31 protein-coding genes are annotated in these 16,894 nt (G+C 40.1%); all 31 read left to right on the top strand.

The window, feature by feature from the left end; genetic code table 11:
- Positions 1-17 precede the first annotated feature (17 nt).
- The 31 genes from rplD to truA all read left to right on the top strand — a co-directional run bounded on the left by rplD (position 18) and on the right by truA (position 16,811).
- Complete coding sequence (gene rplD, locus HMPREF2961_RS03755) at positions 18-641, top strand: 50S ribosomal protein L4 (RefSeq protein WP_002290446.1); 624 nt, start codon at positions 18-20, stop codon at positions 639-641.
- Positions 641-931, top strand: a complete 291-nt coding sequence (gene rplW, locus HMPREF2961_RS03750) for a 50S ribosomal protein L23 (protein ID WP_002290449.1) — start codon at positions 641-643, stop codon at positions 929-931. Before rplD ends, rplW begins: the two co-directional genes overlap by 1 nt.
- A 38-nt stretch (positions 932-969) precedes the next feature.
- Complete coding sequence (gene rplB, locus HMPREF2961_RS03745; protein ID WP_002290451.1) at positions 970-1,803, top strand: 50S ribosomal protein L2; 834 nt, start codon at positions 970-972, stop codon at positions 1,801-1,803.
- A gap of 42 nt (positions 1,804-1,845) precedes the next feature.
- A complete protein-coding gene (gene rpsS / locus HMPREF2961_RS03740) occupies positions 1,846-2,124 on the top strand; it encodes a 30S ribosomal protein S19 (protein ID WP_002288655.1) in 279 nt (92 codons plus the stop codon).
- A 22-nt stretch (positions 2,125-2,146) separates the two neighbouring features.
- Entirely contained in the window at positions 2,147-2,494 is a 348-nt protein-coding gene (gene rplV, locus HMPREF2961_RS03735) for a 50S ribosomal protein L22 (RefSeq protein WP_002290452.1), read from the top strand.
- A gap of 13 nt (positions 2,495-2,507) precedes the next feature.
- Positions 2,508-3,164, top strand: coding sequence for a 30S ribosomal protein S3 (gene rpsC, locus HMPREF2961_RS03730; protein WP_002288659.1), 657 nt, complete (start codon positions 2,508-2,510; stop codon positions 3,162-3,164).
- A 2-nt stretch (positions 3,165-3,166) separates the two neighbouring features.
- Complete coding sequence (gene rplP, locus HMPREF2961_RS03725; protein WP_002288661.1) at positions 3,167-3,601, top strand: 50S ribosomal protein L16; 435 nt, start codon at positions 3,167-3,169, stop codon at positions 3,599-3,601.
- The gene (gene rpmC / locus HMPREF2961_RS03720) at positions 3,591-3,779 is read left to right on the top strand and encodes a 50S ribosomal protein L29 (RefSeq protein ID WP_002288664.1); all 189 of its coding nucleotides are present in this window, start codon (positions 3,591-3,593) and stop codon (positions 3,777-3,779) included. The genes rplP and rpmC overlap by 11 nt, the downstream gene beginning before the upstream one ends.
- 24 nt (positions 3,780-3,803) lie before the next feature.
- Positions 3,804-4,070, top strand: a complete 267-nt coding sequence (gene rpsQ, locus HMPREF2961_RS03715) for a 30S ribosomal protein S17 (RefSeq protein ID WP_002288668.1) — start codon at positions 3,804-3,806, stop codon at positions 4,068-4,070.
- A gap of 57 nt (positions 4,071-4,127) precedes the next feature.
- Entirely contained in the window at positions 4,128-4,496 is a 369-nt protein-coding gene (gene rplN / locus HMPREF2961_RS03710) for a 50S ribosomal protein L14 (protein ID WP_002288669.1), read from the top strand.
- Positions 4,497-4,532: 36 nt separating this feature from the next.
- Positions 4,533-4,841, top strand: coding sequence for a 50S ribosomal protein L24 (rplX, locus tag HMPREF2961_RS03705; RefSeq protein WP_002288670.1), 309 nt, complete (start codon positions 4,533-4,535; stop codon positions 4,839-4,841).
- Between the two features lie 27 nt (positions 4,842-4,868).
- The gene (gene rplE, locus HMPREF2961_RS03700) at positions 4,869-5,408 is read left to right on the top strand and encodes a 50S ribosomal protein L5 (RefSeq protein ID WP_002288671.1); all 540 of its coding nucleotides are present in this window, start codon (positions 4,869-4,871) and stop codon (positions 5,406-5,408) included.
- 18 nt (positions 5,409-5,426) lie between these two features.
- Complete coding sequence (locus HMPREF2961_RS03695; RefSeq protein ID WP_002288673.1) at positions 5,427-5,612, top strand: type Z 30S ribosomal protein S14; 186 nt, start codon at positions 5,427-5,429, stop codon at positions 5,610-5,612.
- A 35-nt stretch (positions 5,613-5,647) separates the two neighbouring features.
- Positions 5,648-6,046 (top strand): 30S ribosomal protein S8, encoded by a 399-nt coding sequence (gene rpsH / locus HMPREF2961_RS03690; protein ID WP_002288675.1) that lies wholly within the window; start codon positions 5,648-5,650, stop codon positions 6,044-6,046.
- 31 nt (positions 6,047-6,077) lie between these two features.
- Entirely contained in the window at positions 6,078-6,614 is a 537-nt protein-coding gene (rplF, locus tag HMPREF2961_RS03685) for a 50S ribosomal protein L6 (RefSeq protein ID WP_002309839.1), read from the top strand.
- Between the two features lie 160 nt (positions 6,615-6,774).
- A complete protein-coding gene (gene rplR, locus HMPREF2961_RS03680; RefSeq protein ID WP_002288679.1) occupies positions 6,775-7,131 on the top strand; it encodes a 50S ribosomal protein L18 in 357 nt (118 codons plus the stop codon).
- 20 nt (positions 7,132-7,151) lie between these two features.
- Positions 7,152-7,652 (top strand): 30S ribosomal protein S5, encoded by a 501-nt coding sequence (rpsE, locus tag HMPREF2961_RS03675; RefSeq protein WP_002288681.1) that lies wholly within the window; start codon positions 7,152-7,154, stop codon positions 7,650-7,652.
- Positions 7,653-7,666: 14 nt separating this feature from the next.
- Positions 7,667-7,846 carry a 50S ribosomal protein L30 gene (gene rpmD / locus HMPREF2961_RS03670; protein WP_002290455.1) on the top strand — a complete coding sequence of 60 codons (180 nt, stop codon included), beginning with the start codon at positions 7,667-7,669 and terminating at the stop codon, positions 7,844-7,846.
- Between the two features lie 43 nt (positions 7,847-7,889).
- Positions 7,890-8,330: a 50S ribosomal protein L15 gene (gene rplO, locus HMPREF2961_RS03665; protein WP_002288687.1), complete on the top strand. Its 441-nt coding sequence runs from the start codon at positions 7,890-7,892 to the stop codon at positions 8,328-8,330.
- Positions 8,330-9,625 carry a preprotein translocase subunit SecY gene (gene secY / locus HMPREF2961_RS03660; protein WP_002288688.1) on the top strand — a complete coding sequence of 432 codons (1,296 nt, stop codon included), beginning with the start codon at positions 8,330-8,332 and terminating at the stop codon, positions 9,623-9,625. Before rplO ends, secY begins: the two co-directional genes overlap by 1 nt.
- Before the next feature lie 61 nt (positions 9,626-9,686).
- Positions 9,687-10,334 carry an adenylate kinase gene (locus HMPREF2961_RS03655; protein WP_002288690.1) on the top strand — a complete coding sequence of 216 codons (648 nt, stop codon included), beginning with the start codon at positions 9,687-9,689 and terminating at the stop codon, positions 10,332-10,334.
- 190 nt (positions 10,335-10,524) lie between these two features.
- Complete coding sequence (gene infA, locus HMPREF2961_RS03650) at positions 10,525-10,743, top strand: translation initiation factor IF-1 (protein WP_002288695.1); 219 nt, start codon at positions 10,525-10,527, stop codon at positions 10,741-10,743.
- Positions 10,744-10,775: 32 nt separating this feature from the next.
- Entirely contained in the window at positions 10,776-10,892 is a 117-nt protein-coding gene (gene rpmJ, locus HMPREF2961_RS03645) for a 50S ribosomal protein L36 (RefSeq protein ID WP_002288710.1), read from the top strand.
- A 17-nt stretch (positions 10,893-10,909) separates the two neighbouring features.
- Positions 10,910-11,275, top strand: a complete 366-nt coding sequence (gene rpsM / locus HMPREF2961_RS03640; protein ID WP_002288713.1) for a 30S ribosomal protein S13 — start codon at positions 10,910-10,912, stop codon at positions 11,273-11,275.
- Positions 11,276-11,302: 27 nt separating this feature from the next.
- Positions 11,303-11,692 carry a 30S ribosomal protein S11 gene (rpsK, locus tag HMPREF2961_RS03635; RefSeq protein ID WP_002288714.1) on the top strand — a complete coding sequence of 130 codons (390 nt, stop codon included), beginning with the start codon at positions 11,303-11,305 and terminating at the stop codon, positions 11,690-11,692.
- 79 nt (positions 11,693-11,771) lie between these two features.
- A complete protein-coding gene (locus tag HMPREF2961_RS03630; RefSeq protein ID WP_002288715.1) occupies positions 11,772-12,710 on the top strand; it encodes a DNA-directed RNA polymerase subunit alpha in 939 nt (312 codons plus the stop codon).
- A gap of 27 nt (positions 12,711-12,737) precedes the next feature.
- Positions 12,738-13,118, top strand: a complete 381-nt coding sequence (gene rplQ / locus HMPREF2961_RS03625) for a 50S ribosomal protein L17 (RefSeq protein ID WP_002288716.1) — start codon at positions 12,738-12,740, stop codon at positions 13,116-13,118.
- Positions 13,119-13,389: 271 nt separating this feature from the next.
- Positions 13,390-14,229: an energy-coupling factor ABC transporter ATP-binding protein gene (locus tag HMPREF2961_RS03620; protein ID WP_002290456.1), complete on the top strand. Its 840-nt coding sequence runs from the start codon at positions 13,390-13,392 to the stop codon at positions 14,227-14,229.
- On the top strand, positions 14,205-15,074 hold the full coding sequence (locus tag HMPREF2961_RS03615; RefSeq protein ID WP_002315504.1) for an energy-coupling factor ABC transporter ATP-binding protein: 870 nt from the start codon (positions 14,205-14,207) through the stop codon (positions 15,072-15,074). Before HMPREF2961_RS03620 ends, HMPREF2961_RS03615 begins: the two co-directional genes overlap by 25 nt.
- Positions 15,064-15,861, top strand: coding sequence for an energy-coupling factor transporter transmembrane component T family protein (locus HMPREF2961_RS03610; protein WP_002315505.1), 798 nt, complete (start codon positions 15,064-15,066; stop codon positions 15,859-15,861). The genes HMPREF2961_RS03615 and HMPREF2961_RS03610 overlap by 11 nt, the downstream gene beginning before the upstream one ends.
- 203 nt (positions 15,862-16,064) lie before the next feature.
- A complete protein-coding gene (gene truA, locus HMPREF2961_RS03605) occupies positions 16,065-16,811 on the top strand; it encodes a tRNA pseudouridine(38-40) synthase TruA (protein ID WP_002315506.1) in 747 nt (248 codons plus the stop codon).
- Positions 16,812-16,894 lie beyond the last annotated feature (83 nt).

Raw genomic sequence — 16,894 nt, 5'->3', positions numbered from 1 at the left:
AAAGGAGGAACTAAGGAATGCCGAATGTAGCATTATTCAAACAAGATGGAAGCCAAAACGGTGAAATCACACTTAACGAAGAAATCTTCGGAATTGAACCTAATGAAAGTGTTGTTTACGATGCAATCGTAATGCAACGTGCGTCATTAAGACAAGGAACACACGCGGTTAAAAACCGTAGCGCTGTTCGTGGCGGTGGACGTAAACCATGGCGTCAAAAAGGAACAGGTCGTGCACGTCAAGGATCTATCCGCTCACCACAATGGCGTGGAGGTGGCGTAGTCTTTGGACCAACACCACGTTCTTACAGCTACAAACTTCCTAAAAAAGTTCGTCGTTTAGCAATGAAATCTGTATTGTCAGAAAAAGTTGCTGAAAACAACTTGGTAGCAATCGAAGGCTTGAACTTCGACGCACCAAAAACAAAAGAATTCAAACAAGTTCTTGCTAACTTATCTATCGACTCTAAAGTATTGGTTGTTCTAGAAAAAGGTAACGACTTTGCTGCTTTATCAGCACGTAACTTACCAAACGTTTCTGTAGTAACTTCTGATAATGTGAGTGTGCTAGACGTTGTATCAAATACAAAAGTGTTAGCAACACAAACTGCTCTTACTCAAATTGAGGAGGTGCTTGCATAATGAACTTACTAGACGTAATCAAACGCCCAGTGATCACTGAAAAATCAATGCTTGCCATGGATGACAAGAAATACACTTTTGAAGTGGACACTCGCGCAAACAAAACTTTAGTAAAACAAGCGGTAGAAGCTGCTTTTGACGTTAAAGTCAAAAACGTGAACATCGTGAACGTACGTGCGAAATTCAAACGTATGGGCAAATATGCAGGATATACAAAAAAACGTCGCAAAGCGATCGTTACATTGACTGAAGATTCAAAAGAAATCCAATTATTCGAAGCTGCTGAATAAGCACTAATAGATAACTCATTAAATTAGGAGGGAAAAACGTGGCGATTAAAAAGTACAAACCTACCTCAAATGGTCGTCGTAACATGACAGGTTCTGATTTTGCTGAAATCACAACATCAACACCTGAAAAATCATTGTTACAACCATTGAAAAACCATGCTGGACGTAACAACAACGGCCGCATCACTGTACGTCATCAAGGTGGCGGACACAAACGCCAATATCGCGTGATCGACTTCAAACGTAACAAAGACAACGTTGTTGCAACTGTTCAAACGATCGAATATGATCCAAACCGTTCAGCTAACATCGCGTTAGTACACTATGAAGATGGAGTGAAAGCTTACATCTTAGCACCTAAAGGACTAGAAGTGGGTATGAAACTTGTTTCAGGTCCAGAAGCAGATATCAAAGTCGGAAATGCTCTTCCATTAGAAAACATTCCAGTTGGTACTGTTATCCACAACATTGAAATGAAACCTGGTAAAGGTGGACAATTGATCCGTTCTGCTGGTACAAGTGCTCAAGTACTTGGTAAAGAAGGCAAATACGTATTGATCCGCTTGAACTCTGGTGAAGTTCGTATGATCTTAGCTGCATGCCGCGCAACAATCGGTTCTGTAGGTAACGAACAACACGAATTAATCAACATCGGTAAAGCTGGACGCTCTCGTTGGATGCGTAAACGCCCAACTGTACGTGGTAGCGTAATGAACCCTAATGATCACCCACACGGTGGTGGTGAAGGTAAAGCTCCTATCGGACGTAAAGCACCAGTTTCTCCTTGGGGTCAACCAGCTCTTGGTTACAAAACTCGTAACAAAAAAGCTAAATCAGACAAACTTATTGTTCGTCGTCGCAAAAATAAATAATTACTTTGACCATGTGTCGCACATTTTGAGAGGAGGTTCACCATGGGTCGTAGTTTAAAGAAAGGACCTTTTGTCGATGAGCATTTAATGAAAAAAGTTGAAGCTCAAGCAGGGGTTGAAAAGAAAAAAGTTATCAAAACTTGGTCACGCCGTTCAACAGTTTTCCCAAGTTTTGTTGGATATACCATCGCAGTTTATGATGGACGTAAACATGTACCAGTTTACATCCAAGAAGACATGGTAGGACACAAATTAGGTGAATTTGCACCTACAAGAACTTATCGTGGACATGCTGCTGACGATAAGAAAACGAAACGCTAATTTGAGGGGAGGATAAATCCAAATGGCAGAACAAATCACATCAGCTAAAGCAACTGCAAAAACAGTTCGCACTTCACCTCGAAAAGCCCGTTTAGTAATTGACCTTATCAGAGGTAAAAGTGTCGCAGATGCAATTTCAATCTTGAAATTCACACCAAACAAATCTGCTGGAATCATTGAAAAAGTATTGATGTCAGCAGTTGCGAATGCAGAAAATAACTTTGACTTAGATGTTGAAAACTTGGTAGTAACCGAAGCTTTTGTTAACGAAGGACCTACAATGAAACGTTTCCGTCCTCGTGCAAAAGGATCAGCTTCTCCAATCAACAAACGTACAAGTCATATCACGGTAGTCGTATCAGAAAAATAAGGAGGGATAATCAGTGGGTCAAAAAGTACATCCAATTGGAATGCGTGTAGGCATCATCCGCGACTGGGATGCTAAATGGTATGCTGAAAAAGAGTATGCTGAGTTCTTACACGAAGATTTAAGAATCCGTAAATTTATTTCAACTAAACTTGCTGATGCTGCTGTATCAACAGTTGAAATCGAACGTGCAACAGGTCGCGTAAACATTTCAATTCACACAGCTAAACCAGGTATGGTTATTGGTAAAGGCGGTTCTGAAGTCGAAAGCCTAAGAAAAGAATTAAACAAATTAACTGGTAAAAGAATCCACATCAACATCGTGGAAATCAAAAAACCAGATCTAGATGCAAAATTAGTAGGTGAAGGAATCGCACGTCAATTAGAAAACCGTGTTGCTTTCCGTCGCGCTCAAAAACAAGCGATCCAACGCTCAATGCGTGCTGGCGCTCAAGGGATCAAAACTCAAGTATCTGGTCGTCTAAACGGAGCAGATATCGCTCGTTCAGAAGGATACTCAGAGGGAACTGTTCCTCTTCATACTTTACGTGCGGACATTGATTACGCATGGGAAGAAGCAGATACAACATACGGAAAACTAGGAGTTAAAGTGTGGATCTATCGTGGAGAAATTCTTCCAACTAAAAAAAACACTGAGAAAGGAGGGAAATAATCATGTTAGTACCTAAACGTGTAAAACACCGTCGTGAATTCCGCGGAAAAATGCGCGGGGAAGCTAAAGGCGGAAAAGAAGTAGCATTCGGTGAATACGGTTTGCAAGCTGTTGATTCACATTGGATCACAAACCGCCAAATCGAAGCTGCTCGTATCGCAATGACTCGTTACATGAAACGTGGTGGGAAAGTATGGATTAAAATTTTCCCTCACAAATCTTATACTGCCAAAGCAATTGGGGTACGTATGGGTTCTGGTAAAGGGGCACCTGAAGGATGGGTTGCACCAGTAAAACGTGGTAAAATCATGTTTGAAATCGCAGGCGTTCCTGAAGAAGTAGCTCGTGAAGCGTTACGTCTAGCTTCTCACAAATTACCAATGAAAACTAAGATCGTAAAACGTGAGGAAATGGGTGGTGAATCGAATGAAGGTTAAAGAAATCAGAGAATTAACCACTGCCGAAATGCTTGATCAAGAAAAACAATTAAAAGAAGAATTGTTTAATCTTAGATTCCAATTAGCAACAGGTCAATTAGAAAACACTGCACGTATTAAAGAAGTACGTAAATCGATTGCACGCATCAAAACTGTGTTGCGTGAACAAGCTAAGTAATTATGGAAGGAGGCCATTAAGCGTATGACTGAAGGAAGAAATCAACGCAAAGTTTATCAAGGTCGCGTGGTTTCAGACAAAATGGATAAAACAATTACCGTTGCTGTCGAAACAAAGAAAAACCACCCTATCTATGGCAAACGCATGAACTATTCTAAGAAATACAAAGTGCATGATGAAAACAACACAGCAAAAGTTGGCGACATCGTGAGAATTATGGAAACTCGTCCATTATCAGCTACAAAACGTTTCCGTTTGTTGGAAGTAGTCGAAGAAGCAGTTATTATCTAATAACACGAGATTTTCCTATATAGATTGAATGCAAAATCTGAAAGGAGGATACACAACGTGATCCAAGCAGAAAGTCGTTTAAAAGTCGCTGATAACTCAGGCGCACGTGAAATTTTGACGATCAAAGTCCTTGGTGGATCTGGTCGTAAAACTGCTAACATCGGTGATGTGATCGTTGCTACGGTTAAACAAGCAACGCCAGGTGGGGTTGTCAAAAAAGGTGACGTCGTTAAAGCCGTTATCGTTCGAACAAAATCAGGAGCTCGTCGTACAGACGGTTCATATATTAAATTTGATGAAAATGCTGCAGTGATTATTCGTGATGATAAAAGCCCTCGTGGAACACGTATCTTTGGGCCAGTTGCACGTGAACTACGTGAAAACAACTTCATGAAGATCGTTTCACTAGCACCAGAAGTTTTATAATCTTGAGACACTTATCAAAGGAGGTGCGAAACAGTTATGTTTGTTAAAAAAGGCGATAAAGTTAAAGTTATCACTGGAAAAGACAAAAACAAAGAAGGCGTTGTACTAGCAGCGTTCCCGAAAAAAGATAAAGTTATTGTCGAAGGTGTAAATGTCGTTAAAAAACACCAAAAACCTTCTCAAGCTGCTCCTCAAGGTGGAATTGTTGAGATGGAAGCGCCAATTCATGTTTCTAACGTGATGGTGGTTGACTCTACTGGTGTAGCTGGCCGAGTTGGCTACAAAGAAGTAGACGGCAAAAAAGTCCGTGTTTCTAAAAAAACCGGTGAAGTTTTAGATAAATAAAAGTTTAAGGAAGGAGGGTCTTACTGAATGAACCGCCTAAAAGAAAAATATCTTAAAGAAGTAACTCCATCATTGATGGAAAAATTTAACTATAGCTCTGTTATGCAAACACCTAAAGTTGAAAAAATCGTCATCAACATGGGTGTTGGTGATGCGGTATCAAACGCTAAAAACTTAGATAAAGCAGTTGAAGAATTAACTTTGATCACTGGTCAAAAACCAATGATTACAAAAGCTAAAAAATCAATCGCTGGATTCCGTTTACGTGAAGGAATGCCAATTGGTGCAAAAGTTACATTGCGCGGAGAAAGAATGTACGAATTCTTAGACAAATTGGTTTCAGTTTCACTACCACGTGTACGTGACTTCCATGGTGTAAGTAAAAAAGCCTTTGACGGTCGTGGAAACTATACTTTAGGTATTAAAGAACAATTGATCTTCCCAGAAGTAGATTATGATTTAGTAGATAAAGTACGTGGTATGGACATCGTTATTGTAACAACAGCAAACTCTGATGAAGAATCTCGTGAGTTGTTGACACAATTAGGCATGCCATTCCAAAAATAATTAAAGGAGGCGAACTACGTGGCTAAAAAATCAATGATTGCTAAAAACAAACGTCCTGCAAAATTTTCAACACAAGCTTATACTCGTTGCGAACGTTGCGGACGTCCACATTCAGTTTATCGTAAGTTCCATCTTTGCCGTATTTGCTTCCGCGAACTTGCCTATAAAGGTCAAATTCCCGGCGTGAAGAAAGCTAGCTGGTAAAAAGTAAATTCGCATAAGAAGGAGGTAAAAGATCAATGGTCATGACAGATCCAATTGCAGATTTTCTAACTCGTATCCGTAACGCAAACATGGTTAAACATGAGTCTTTAGAAGTACCTGCATCAAAAATTAAACGTGACATCGCTGAAATCTTGAAACGTGAAGGTTTCGTTCGTGATGTTGAATACATCGAAGATGACAAACAAGGCGTGATCCGTGTTTTCCTAAAATTTGGTAAAAACGGCGAACGTGTTATCACAAACTTAAAACGTATCTCTAAACCAGGTTTGCGTGCTTATGTCAAAGCTGACGAAGTACCAAAAGTATTGAACGGTTTAGGTATCGCAATCATTTCGACTTCTGAAGGTGTTGTCACTGATAAAGAAGCTCGTGAAAAAAATATCGGCGGCGAAGTTATCGCTTACGTATGGTAATCAAGTAGAATCTACAAGGAGGTGTCTTTAAGTGAGCCGTATCGGAAATAAAGTCGTTGTGATCCCTGAAGGAGTAACAGTTACTCAAGAAGGAAACAACGTTACAGTTAAAGGACCAAAAGGTGAATTGACTCGTACTTTCTCAGCAGATATCAAAATGAATATCGAAGGAAACGAAGTGACTTTCACTCGTCCAAACGACAGTAAAGAAATGAAAACAATTCATGGAACAACTCGTGCGAACTTCAACAACATGGTTGTAGGTGTCAGCGAAGGATTCCAAAAAGCGTTAGAACTAATCGGGGTTGGGTACCGTGCACAATTACAAGGATCAAAACTTGTATTGAACGTTGGTTACTCACATCCAGTAGAAATCACACCACCAGCTGGAGTAACTGTTGAAGTACCAGCTAACACACAAGTAATTGTTAAAGGTGCGAACAAAGAAGAAGTTGGCGAATTAGCTGCAAATATTCGCGGAACTCGTCCTCCAGAACCTTATAAAGGTAAAGGTATTCGTTATGTTGGCGAATATGTACGCCGTAAAGAAGGTAAAACTGGTAAATAATCGTTTAGAAAAATTGCATAGAAGCCAGCAGCAGGAAAAAGGTATTTGGCTGAAGTTTACCTTCAAAAAAATAAATTTTTACTTGTGCCGCAGCTTCTATTTTTCGAAACGTATTTACTGCTTGAAATAGTAGTACAATAAAAATAAAGAGGTGACAATTGTGATTACAAAACCAGATAAGAACAAAACACGTCAAAAGAGACATCGTCGTGTACGTAACAATATCTCTGGTACTGCTGAGCGCCCACGCTTGAACGTTTTTCGTTCTAACAAAAACATCTACGCTCAAATTATTGATGACGTAGCGGGTGTAACGCTAGCAAGTGCCTCTACCTTGGATAAAGAAATTTCAGGTGGAACAAAAACAGAAGCAGCACAAGCTGTCGGTAAACTAGTTGCTGAACGTGCAGCTGAAAAAGGCATTAAAGTAGTAGTCTTTGACCGTGGTGGATACCTTTACCATGGCCGTGTGCAAGCTTTAGCTGAAGCTGCTCGCGAAAATGGACTAGAATTTTAGAAGAAGGAGGAATACCATTCATGGTTTATATCGATCCAAAACATTTGGAATTAGAAGACCGCGTTGTTGCAATTAACCGTGTAACAAAAGTTGTTAAAGGTGGACGTCGTCTACGTTTTGCTGCTTTAGTTGTTGTCGGTGACAAAAACGGACACGTAGGATTTGGTACAGGTAAAGCTCAAGAAGTTCCTGAAGCAATCCGTAAAGCAATTGAAGATGCGAAGAAAAACTTAGTTGAAGTACCTATGGTTGGTTCAACAATCCCACACGAAGTAATCGGTGCTTTTAGTGGTGGTAGAATCCTAATGAAACCTGCTGTAGAAGGTTCTGGGGTTGCTGCTGGCGGACCAGTTCGTGCCGTATTAGAATTAGCTGGGGTAGCAGATATCACTTCTAAATCTTTAGGCTCAAATACACCAATCAACGTTGTTCGCGCAACAGTTGAAGGTTTGAAACAATTGAAACGTGCAGAAGAAGTTGCAGAACTTCGCGGCAAATCAGTTGAAGAATTAATCGGATAAGGAGGACAACAATAATGGCTGAATTAAAAGTTACTTTAAAACGCAGTATTATCGGACGTCCTCAAAACCAACGCGATACAGTTAAAGCGTTAGGTCTTACAAAGATTAACAGTTCAGTGGTTAAGCCTTCTAATGAAGCAATTAAAGGCATGATCAATACTGTTTCTCACCTAGTGGACGTTGAAGAAGTTTAATTAAAAAAAATCAGAACTAGAACATTAAGGAGGTGCCAAACCTATGAAACTTCATGAATTAAAACCTGCTGAAGGTTCACGCCAAGTACGTAACCGTGTTGGTCGTGGTACTTCATCTGGTAACGGAAAAACTGCCGGACGCGGACAAAAAGGACAAAAAGCCCGTTCAGGCGGTGGTGTGCGTTTAGGATTTGAAGGGGGACAAACACCATTGTTCCGTCGTTTACCAAAACGAGGATTCACAAACGTGAACCGTAAAGACTATGCAGTCATCAATCTTGATGTATTGAACCGCTTTGAAGACGGAGCTGAAGTAACTCCTGTTGCTTTAGTTGAAGCTGGAATCGTGAAAAACGAAAAAGCTGGAATCAAAGTATTAGCTAACGGGGAACTAAACAAGAAATTAACTGTGAAAGCAGCAAAATTCTCTAAAGCAGCTCAAGAAGCAATTGAAGCGGCTGGTGGATCAATCGAGGTGATCTAATGTTTAGACTATTAAAAGATGCTTTTAAAGTAAAAGACATTAGATCGAAAATCCTATTTACTGTATTTGTGTTGTTTGTATTTCGCCTAGGTGCACATATCACTGTACCAGGCGTAAATGCTGCTTCATTGCAAAACCTTTCTTCTTTGCCATTTTTCAACATGTTGAACTTGGTAAGTGGTAGTGCGATGCAAAACTTCTCCATTTTCTCAATGGGGGTTTCACCATACATTACTGCTTCTATCGTCATTCAGCTTCTTCAAATGGACATCGTGCCTCGATTTGTTGAATGGTCGAAACAAGGGGAAGTGGGTCGTAAAAAATTGAATCAAGCCACTCGATATCTGACATTAGTATTGGCATTTATCCAATCTGTCGGTATCACTGCTGGATTCAACCAATACGCTCAATTAGGTTTCGTGAATAATCCTAACGTAGCAACTTACGTAACGATCGGTTTGATTCTAACAGCCGGTACGATGTTTGTTACTTGGCTAGGAGAACAGATCACAGAAAAAGGTATCGGAAATGGCGTATCAATGATCATTTTTGCAGGTATCATTTCTAGATTGCCTGAAAGTATCAGAGAAATTTATGAAGATTACTTTATAAATATCGATCCTTCAGACATATGGAAATCTGCTATTTTTGTGGCCATTTTATTAGTAGCGGTCTTATTGATCGTGACATTCGTAACATTTTTCCAACAAGCTGAACGCAAGATCCCGATCCAATATACGAAACGTGTCGCTGGCGCGCCTACAAGCAGCTATCTGCCGTTGAAAGTAAATGCAGCTGGAGTTATTCCAGTTATCTTTGCTAGTTCGTTTATTGCTACGCCAAATGCTGTTTTACAAGCATTGAGTGGTAGATTCGGTTCTGAAAACTGGTATAAAGTGATGATGGAGATCTTTAACTATAATACAGCACCTGGTGCTACGATTTATACGATTCTGATCGTTGCCTTCACTTTCTTCTACGCCTTTGTACAAGTAAACCCTGAGAAATTAGCGGAAAACTTGCAAAAGCAAGGAAGTTATATACCAAGCGTACGCCCTGGTAAGGGGACTGAAGAGTATGTCTCAAGATTACTGATGCGTTTAAGTACAGTTGGTGCAGTCTTCCTTGGTTTAGTGGCATTACTTCCAATCATTGCTCAAATGGTTTGGGATCTTCCACAATCAATCGGATTAGGCGGTACAAGCTTACTGATCGTTATCGGTGTAGCTTTAGAAACTGCGAAACAGTTAGAAGGCTTAATGCTGAAACGTAAATATGTTGGATTCATTGAGTAAGAAAGCGTGTTGAGGTTCTTCCTCAACACACGTTCTCACACATTTATTAGGAGGGAAAACAATGAACCTCATTTTAATGGGGCTGCCAGGCGCAGGTAAAGGAACACAAGCTGAAAAAATCATTGACGCTTATGGTATTCCGCACATCTCAACAGGAGATATGTTCCGCGCAGCGATGCAAAACGAAACAGCTCTTGGCCTGGAAGCAAAGTCTTATATGGATAAAGGTGCATTAGTTCCTGATGAAGTAACAAATGGAATCGTGAAAGAGCGACTAGCTGAACCAGATACAGAGAAAGGCTTCTTATTAGACGGCTTTCCACGTACACTAGATCAAGCAAAAGCTCTGGACGCAATGCTAAAAGATTTGAATAAAAAAATTGATGCTGTCATCGATATCCATGTTGGTGAAGAAATCTTGGTCGAACGTCTAGCCGGCCGATTTATCTGCAGCAATTGTGGAGCAACTTACCATAAAATTTTCAACCCTACAAAAGTTGAAGACACATGTGATCGTTGCGGTGGGCATGAATTCTATCAAAGAGAAGATGATAAACCTGAGACGGTTAAAAATCGTCTGGCTATCAACATCAAAAATAGTGAACCAATCTTGGCTTATTATAAAGAACAAGGTTTGCTAAACACTATTGATGGTGCTCGTGAAATCGATGCTGTATTTGCAGATGTACAAAAAATCATTGAAAAATAGCACGATTGCCCGTAGCCGACTTGCATTATGCAGTTACTCTTGTCAAGTTCAATAAATTATGATAGAATATGTCAGTCCGACTTCTAGAGAATCCTCTAGATGATCCATTTTGAGAATTTTGAGGTGGGAACTGCAGTTTCCGCCATTTTATCGTGTGAAAATGCGAAACAAGTACAAGGAGGTACTGTGCGTGGCAAAAGAAGATATGATTGAAGTCGAAGGTACAGTCGTCGAAACTTTGCCGAATGCAATGTTTAAAGTTGAACTAGAAAACGGACACCAAGTTCTTGCTACTGTTTCAGGTAAAATTCGTATGCATTACATCCGTATCTTACCTGGTGACAAAGTAACGGTTGAATTGTCTCCATACGATCTTAACCGTGGCCGTATTACTTATCGCTTTAAATAATTGTACTCCGTAAAACTACAGGAGGTATTATCATGAAAGTAAGACCATCAGTAAAACCAATGTGCGAACATTGTAAAGTAATTCGTCGTAAAGGACGCGTTATGGTGATTTGCCCAGCAAATCCAAAACATAAACAACGTCAAGGATAATTGGAGGTGCTATAAATATGGCTCGTATTGCAGGAGTAGATATTCCTCGTGATAAACGTGTGGTAGTTTCACTTACTTATATCTATGGTATTGGTAACACTACTGCTAAAAAGATCTTAGCTGATGCTGGTGTATCTGAAGATGTTCGCGTTCGTGAATTAACGAATGAACAAACAGATGCTATCCGTGCAGAAGTAGATAAATTAAAAGTTGAAGGGGATCTTCGTCGTGAAGTGAACTTGAACATCAAACGTTTGATGGAAATCGGTTCTTACCGTGGAATCCGTCATCGCCGTGGATTGCCTGTTCGTGGACAAAACACGAAAAACAATGCACGTACTCGTAAAGGCCCAGCTCGCGCTATCGCTGGCAAGAAAAAATAATTCTTAAGTGAAGGAGGTTAAAACTTCATGGCAGCAAAAAAAGTGAATCGTAAACGCCGTGTGAAGAAGAATATAGAAGCAGGTATTGCACATATCCATTCTACATTCAATAACACTATCATCATGATCACTGATACTCACGGAAATGCATTAGCGTGGTCATCAGCTGGTTCATTAGGTTTCAAAGGAAGCAAAAAATCAACTCCTTTTGCCGCTCAAATGGCAGCAGAAACTGCTACAAAAGCAGCAATGGAACACGGATTAAAGACTGTTGAAGTAACAGTTAAAGGACCTGGTTCTGGACGTGAAGCAGCAATTCGTTCATTACAAGCTACAGGTTTAGAAGTGACTGCAATTCGTGACGTGACTCCAGTTCCTCATAATGGTGCCCGCCCTCCAAAACGCCGTCGTGTTTAATGAGTGCCGCTCATTTTGAGTTTTATCAGTAACGTCATTGAACAAGACACTTTTCGTTTTGAAAGGGGTAAAGATAAGAATGATTGAGTTCGAAAAACCAAGAATCGCAAAAATTGATGAAGAAAAAGATTATGGCAAGTTCATCGTTGAACCTCTTGAAAGAGGGTATGGGACTACTTTAGGGAATTCCCTACGTCGTATTTTATTATCTTCTTTGCCAGGTGCTGCCATCACTAATATTCAAATCGATGGTGTACTGCATGAATTCTCTACCATTAAAGGTGTTAGAGAAGACGTCACTCAAATCATCTTGAACATTAAAGGCTTAGCGCTGAAAATGTATGGCCAAGAAGAAAAAACCCTTGAAATCGATATTACCGGACCTGCTACAGTAACTGCTGGCGATATTATCGTTGATAGTGATGTAGAAATTCTTAACAAAGATATGTACATCTGTAGTGTCTCTGAAGGAGCTACGTTCCATGCTCGCTTAACAGTGAAACCTGGACGTGGTTATGTTCAAGCAGATGAAAATAAAAAAGAAGATATGCCAATTGGCGTTCTTCCAGTCGATTCAATCTACACACCTGTTCGTCGTGTGAACTATCAAGTTGAGAACACACGTGTTGGACACCGTGAAGATTTTGATAAATTGACGATGGAGATTTGGACAGATGGTTCAATCGAACCGTTGGAAGCAATGAGTTTATCTGCGAAAATCATGACTGAACATTTGGATATTTTTGTGAACTTAACTGATGAAGCAAAAAATGCTGAAATCATGGTCGAAAAAGAAGAAACACAAAAAGAAAAAATGTTGGAAATGACGATCGAAGAGTTAGACTTGTCTGTTCGCTCTTACAATTGTTTGAAACGTGCAGGAATCAATACTGTACAAGAACTTACAAATAAATCTGAGCCTGAAATGATCAAAGTCCGTAACTTAGGACGTAAATCATTAGAAGAAGTTAAAGCAAAATTGCACGACTTAGGTTTAGGTTTACGTAAAGAAGATTAAAACCTTTTACGAAGGAGGGAAACCAACGTGAGTTATCGTAAACTAGGACGCACATCTAGCCAACGTAAAGCGATGTTGCGTGATTTAACAACTGATTTATTAATCAACGAACGTATTGTGACTACTGAAGCTCGTGCGAAAGAAGTTCGCTCAACTGCAGAAAAAATGATCACTTTAGGTAAACGCGGAGATTTGCATGCACGTCGTCAAGCTGCGGCTTTCGTACGTAATGAAGTTGCCAGCGTGCGTGAAGAAAATGAGGACATCGTCATTGAATCAGCTTTACAAAAACTATTCAACGATATTGCACCTCGTTACGCAGAACGTCAAGGCGGATACACACGCATTTTGAAGACAGAACCAAGACGCGGTGATGGTGCACCAATGGTTGTCTTAGAACTTGTCTAAAATCACACTAATAACATCACTTTATAGATGATTCTTTTAGAGTGTTATGATGTTGGAAGATATTTTTCCGAGTCTAGCTCAGCGCTGCTCCTCAAGCGAATATCGCTTGGGGAGTAAGCACTCATCATAAAGTGTTTTTTTATACCTTCAATTAACTGTCATGACAGCTCTGCTTGAAGGCATAAAAAAACATTTTAAGCGAGAAATAATTGAAAATTTTGTCTTTTTTTGATAGTGTTAGTAGGAACTTTAGGATGAAGAAGGAGTAATCATGGAGCCAATTATTGAATTAGAGAAAATAAATTACAAATACCAGCCAGATGATCTTCGCCCCGCATTGAAAGATGTCTCCTTTACAATTGATAAAGGTGAGTGGATCGCTATTATTGGACACAACGGTTCAGGAAAATCGACACTTGCCAAAACAATCAATGGGCTACTTCTGCCAGAATCAGGGGTCGTGAAAGTCGGAAATCAAGTATTGGATGAAGAAAACATTTGGACGATCCGGCAAATGGTTGGAATGGTTTTTCAAAATCCAGACAATCAGTTCGTTGGTTCGACAGTAGAAGATGACGTTGCGTTTGGTCTTGAAAATCAAGGGATTCCCAGAGAAGAAATGCTGATACGTGTGAAAGATGCACTTGAGAAAGTTAGAATGGCTGAGTTTGCTACACGCGAGCCTGCTCGTTTATCAGGAGGACAAAAACAACGTGTTGCTATTGCCGGCGTGGTTGCCTTACGACCTGATATCATTATTTTAGATGAAGCAACAAGTATGCTAGATCCAGAAGGCCGTGAAGAAGTGATTTCTACGATCAAGAAGATCAAAGAAGAAAGTCAATTGACCGTTATATCTATCACTCATGATATTGATGAGGCAGCTAATGCTAATCGGATACTAGTGATGAGACAAGGAGAACTTGTCCGTGAAGGTACACCAAAAGAAATCTTTTCTGCGGGGCCTGAACTGATCGATTTAGGTCTAGATCTACCATTTCCTGAAAAACTGAAACGTGCACTGAAAGAACGTGGGGTAGATGTGCCAAGTGAATATATGACAGAAGAAAGGATGGTGGATTGGTTATGGACATCCGTTTTGAACAAGTAGACTTCACTTATCAGCCGAATACACCATTTGAACAACGAGCCTTATTTGACATCAATATGACGATCAAAGAAAACAGTTATACTGCATTAGTAGGGCATACCGGAAGCGGGAAATCAACTTTACTCCAACATTTGAATGCGCTTGTTAAGCCAACAAGCGGTACCGTCCATATTGGAGAACGCGACATTCAGCCAGATACGGATAATAAAAATCTAAAGCCTATCCGAAAAAAAGTCGGCATCGTCTTTCAGTTTCCAGAAGCACAGCTATTCGAAGAAACGGTGGCAAAAGATATTGCCTTCGGTCCTAAAAACTTTGGTGTCAGTGAAGAAGAAGCGCTGATACTAGCAAAAGAAACATTAGAACAAGTTGGACTGGATGAAAGCTATTTGGAACGTTCACCATTTGAACTTTCAGGAGGGCAAATGCGTAGAGTAGCAATCGCTGGTGTGCTTGCCATGAAGCCTGAAGTACTTGTATTGGATGAACCAACGGCAGGACTTGATCCTCAGGGAAGAAAAGAAATGATGGAGATGTTTTGGCGTCTTCATAAGGAACAACAGATTACTATTGTTTTAGTGACGCATTTAATGGATGATGTAGCCAATTTTGCAGACTATGTCTATGTACTGGAGAAGGGGCGAATCGTTAATAGCGGGCAGCCTCAAGAGGTTTTTCAAAACATCGAATGGCTAAAAGAAAAACAGTTAGGTGTACCTACTGCCACAGAATTTGCAGAAGAATTAATGGCTAAAGGGATGGACTTCACTACCTTACCTTTGACAGCTGAAGAATTAGCAAACGCCATCATCCATTCTGCTGGAGGAAATGCCCATGATGAATAAATTGATATTTGGTCGTTATATGCCAGGAGATTCCTTGATCCATCGATTGGATCCCCGAGCCAAATTATTAGCCAGTTTTTATTTTATTGGTATCATTTTTTTAGCAAATAATTGGGAAACATATCTTGTATTGGCAGTTTTCACATTATTTTCTGTCTTCTTATCAAAAGTAGACTTGAAATTTTTTATCCGAGGTATTCGCCCATTGATTTGGCTGATCCTCTTTACTGTAGCTTTGCAAGTCTTGTTTACTAGTGGCGGAGAAACTTATTGGAGTTGGGGTGTTTTCCATATCACTGAATTTGGTGTGATGAACGGTCTCTTTATTTTCTGCCGATTCGTGTTGATTATTTTTATGTCGACGCTACTCACGCTTACTACACCGCCTTTGGAATTATCTGATGCGATTGAGTACTTGCTTCGTCCATTGAAAGCCGTACGGTTCCCAGTCCACGAAATTTCTTTGATGCTGTCGATTGCGCTTCGTTTTGTGCCTACATTGATGGATGAAACAGAAAAGATCATGAACGCTCAGCGCGCGCGTGGTGTTGACTTTGGTGAAGGCAATCTAGTTCAGAAAATGAAAGCAGTCATTCCTTTGCTGATTCCTTTATTTGTTAGCAGTTTCAACCGAGCGGAAGATCTTGCGACCGCTATGGAAGCAAGGGGCTACAAGGGCGGGGAAGGAAGAACGAAATATCGTGTCTTGCATTGGCATAATAGAGACACGATGGTTATCATTGCTTTTATATTATTAACCGTGCTGCTGATCTTTTTAAGAGGATAAACGTTCAATGGACCGCTATCTATCCTTTTCTTGCTAATCTATTTGCAAGAAAGGATGCGAACAGTGTATGACAAGAAGCATTAGGGTCTGTGGCAGACTAATGTCACAGGCCTCTTTCTTTTATTTGAAAAAAAGAACAAACAACATTATCTGGAAAAACCACTATTTCTAGACAACTTTTTAGAAACAAAGGAGAGAAAACCATGGTACGTTACAAAGCAATCATTGCATACGACGGAACAAATTTCAATGGGTTCCAGAAACAGCCAAATGGACGTACTGTTCAAGAAGAAGTAGAAAAAACATTACAAAGAATGGCAAACGGGAAAGAAATCACGGTCTTTGGTTCGGGAAGGACAGATGCCGGAGTACATGCAATCGGGCAAGTGATCCATTTTGATTATCCAGAAGAACGCCCATTAGAACGAATGCGTTTTGCGTTAGATACCCAGTCACCAGAGGATATCGCTGTAAGAAAAGTAGAAATCGTTTCAGAAGAATTTCATGCAAGATATTTGGTCAAAGAAAAAACTTATCAATTTCGAGTGGATATAGGCAAGCCACGCAGTCCCTTTCGACGTCATTATGCCAGTTATTATCCTTACCCACTTGATTTGGGAAAAATCCAGCGGGCGCTACCTGATTTATTGGGGACCCACGATTTCACCTCTTTTTGTGCATCAGGAAGCTCGATAGAGGATAAAGTACGTACGATCTATGAGGCTAAGATGGAGGTCAATGAAACAAAAGACGAACTGTTGTTTACTTTTAGAGGAAATGGCTTCTTGTATAAGATGATACGTATCTTAGTAGGAACGCTATTGAAAATTGGTAATGGCCGATTGCCTGAAGATAGTATCCCAGCGATTATTGCGAAAAAAGATCGTAATGCAGCAGGACCTACAGCACATCCTGAAGGACTTTATTTGTATGAAGTGAAATATGAATAAGAGGTTGTAAAAAAGCTGTCTTGCATCAAGCAATAAGAACAGCCAAACCAAAATAGCTCCTCATATTTTTCGTTTGGTTGGGC

Origin of the sequence: Enterococcus sp. HMSC076E04 (assembly GCF_001814285.1) — a bacterium.
GTDB lineage: Bacteria > Bacillota > Bacilli > Lactobacillales > Enterococcaceae > Enterococcus_B > Enterococcus_B lactis.
The sequence above is the reverse complement of the archived record's forward strand: the minus strand, read 5'-3'. Positions and strand labels throughout refer to the sequence as shown.

Bases quoted from the DNA above. Each gene is read 5' to 3' on its own strand.
- truA (WP_002315506.1), top strand. From the start codon at position 16,065: ATGGTACGTTACAAAGCAATCATTGCATACGACGGAACAAATTTCAAT.
- rpmD (WP_002290455.1), top strand. From the start codon at position 7,667: ATGGCTGAATTAAAAGTTACTTTAAAACGCAGTATTATCGGACGTCCT.
- rplO (WP_002288687.1), top strand. From the start codon at position 7,890: ATGAAACTTCATGAATTAAAACCTGCTGAAGGTTCACGCCAAGTACGT.
- rpsE (WP_002288681.1), top strand. From the start codon at position 7,152: ATGGTTTATATCGATCCAAAACATTTGGAATTAGAAGACCGCGTTGTT.
- rpsM (WP_002288713.1), top strand. From the start codon at position 10,910: ATGGCTCGTATTGCAGGAGTAGATATTCCTCGTGATAAACGTGTGGTA.
- rpsH (WP_002288675.1), top strand. From the start codon at position 5,648: ATGGTCATGACAGATCCAATTGCAGATTTTCTAACTCGTATCCGTAAC.
- rplX (WP_002288670.1), top strand. From the start codon at position 4,533: ATGTTTGTTAAAAAAGGCGATAAAGTTAAAGTTATCACTGGAAAAGAC.
- HMPREF2961_RS03615 (WP_002315504.1), top strand. From the start codon at position 14,205: ATGGACATCCGTTTTGAACAAGTAGACTTCACTTATCAGCCGAATACA.
- rpsS (WP_002288655.1), top strand. From the start codon at position 1,846: ATGGGTCGTAGTTTAAAGAAAGGACCTTTTGTCGATGAGCATTTAATG.
- rplD (WP_002290446.1), top strand. From the start codon at position 18: ATGCCGAATGTAGCATTATTCAAACAAGATGGAAGCCAAAACGGTGAA.
- rplP (WP_002288661.1), top strand. From the start codon at position 3,167: ATGTTAGTACCTAAACGTGTAAAACACCGTCGTGAATTCCGCGGAAAA.
- secY (WP_002288688.1), top strand. From the start codon at position 8,330: ATGTTTAGACTATTAAAAGATGCTTTTAAAGTAAAAGACATTAGATCG.
- HMPREF2961_RS03620 (WP_002290456.1), top strand. From the start codon at position 13,390: ATGGAGCCAATTATTGAATTAGAGAAAATAAATTACAAATACCAGCCA.
- rplE (WP_002288671.1), top strand. From the start codon at position 4,869: ATGAACCGCCTAAAAGAAAAATATCTTAAAGAAGTAACTCCATCATTG.
- rplW (WP_002290449.1), top strand. From the start codon at position 641: ATGAACTTACTAGACGTAATCAAACGCCCAGTGATCACTGAAAAATCA.
- HMPREF2961_RS03655 (WP_002288690.1), top strand. From the start codon at position 9,687: ATGAACCTCATTTTAATGGGGCTGCCAGGCGCAGGTAAAGGAACACAA.
- HMPREF2961_RS03610 (WP_002315505.1), top strand. From the start codon at position 15,064: ATGATGAATAAATTGATATTTGGTCGTTATATGCCAGGAGATTCCTTG.
- rpsQ (WP_002288668.1), top strand. From the start codon at position 3,804: ATGACTGAAGGAAGAAATCAACGCAAAGTTTATCAAGGTCGCGTGGTT.
- rplV (WP_002290452.1), top strand. From the start codon at position 2,147: ATGGCAGAACAAATCACATCAGCTAAAGCAACTGCAAAAACAGTTCGC.
- HMPREF2961_RS03630 (WP_002288715.1), top strand. From the start codon at position 11,772: ATGATTGAGTTCGAAAAACCAAGAATCGCAAAAATTGATGAAGAAAAA.
- rpsK (WP_002288714.1), top strand. From the start codon at position 11,303: ATGGCAGCAAAAAAAGTGAATCGTAAACGCCGTGTGAAGAAGAATATA.
- rpmC (WP_002288664.1), top strand. From the start codon at position 3,591: ATGAAGGTTAAAGAAATCAGAGAATTAACCACTGCCGAAATGCTTGAT.
- rpmJ (WP_002288710.1), top strand. From the start codon at position 10,776: ATGAAAGTAAGACCATCAGTAAAACCAATGTGCGAACATTGTAAAGTA.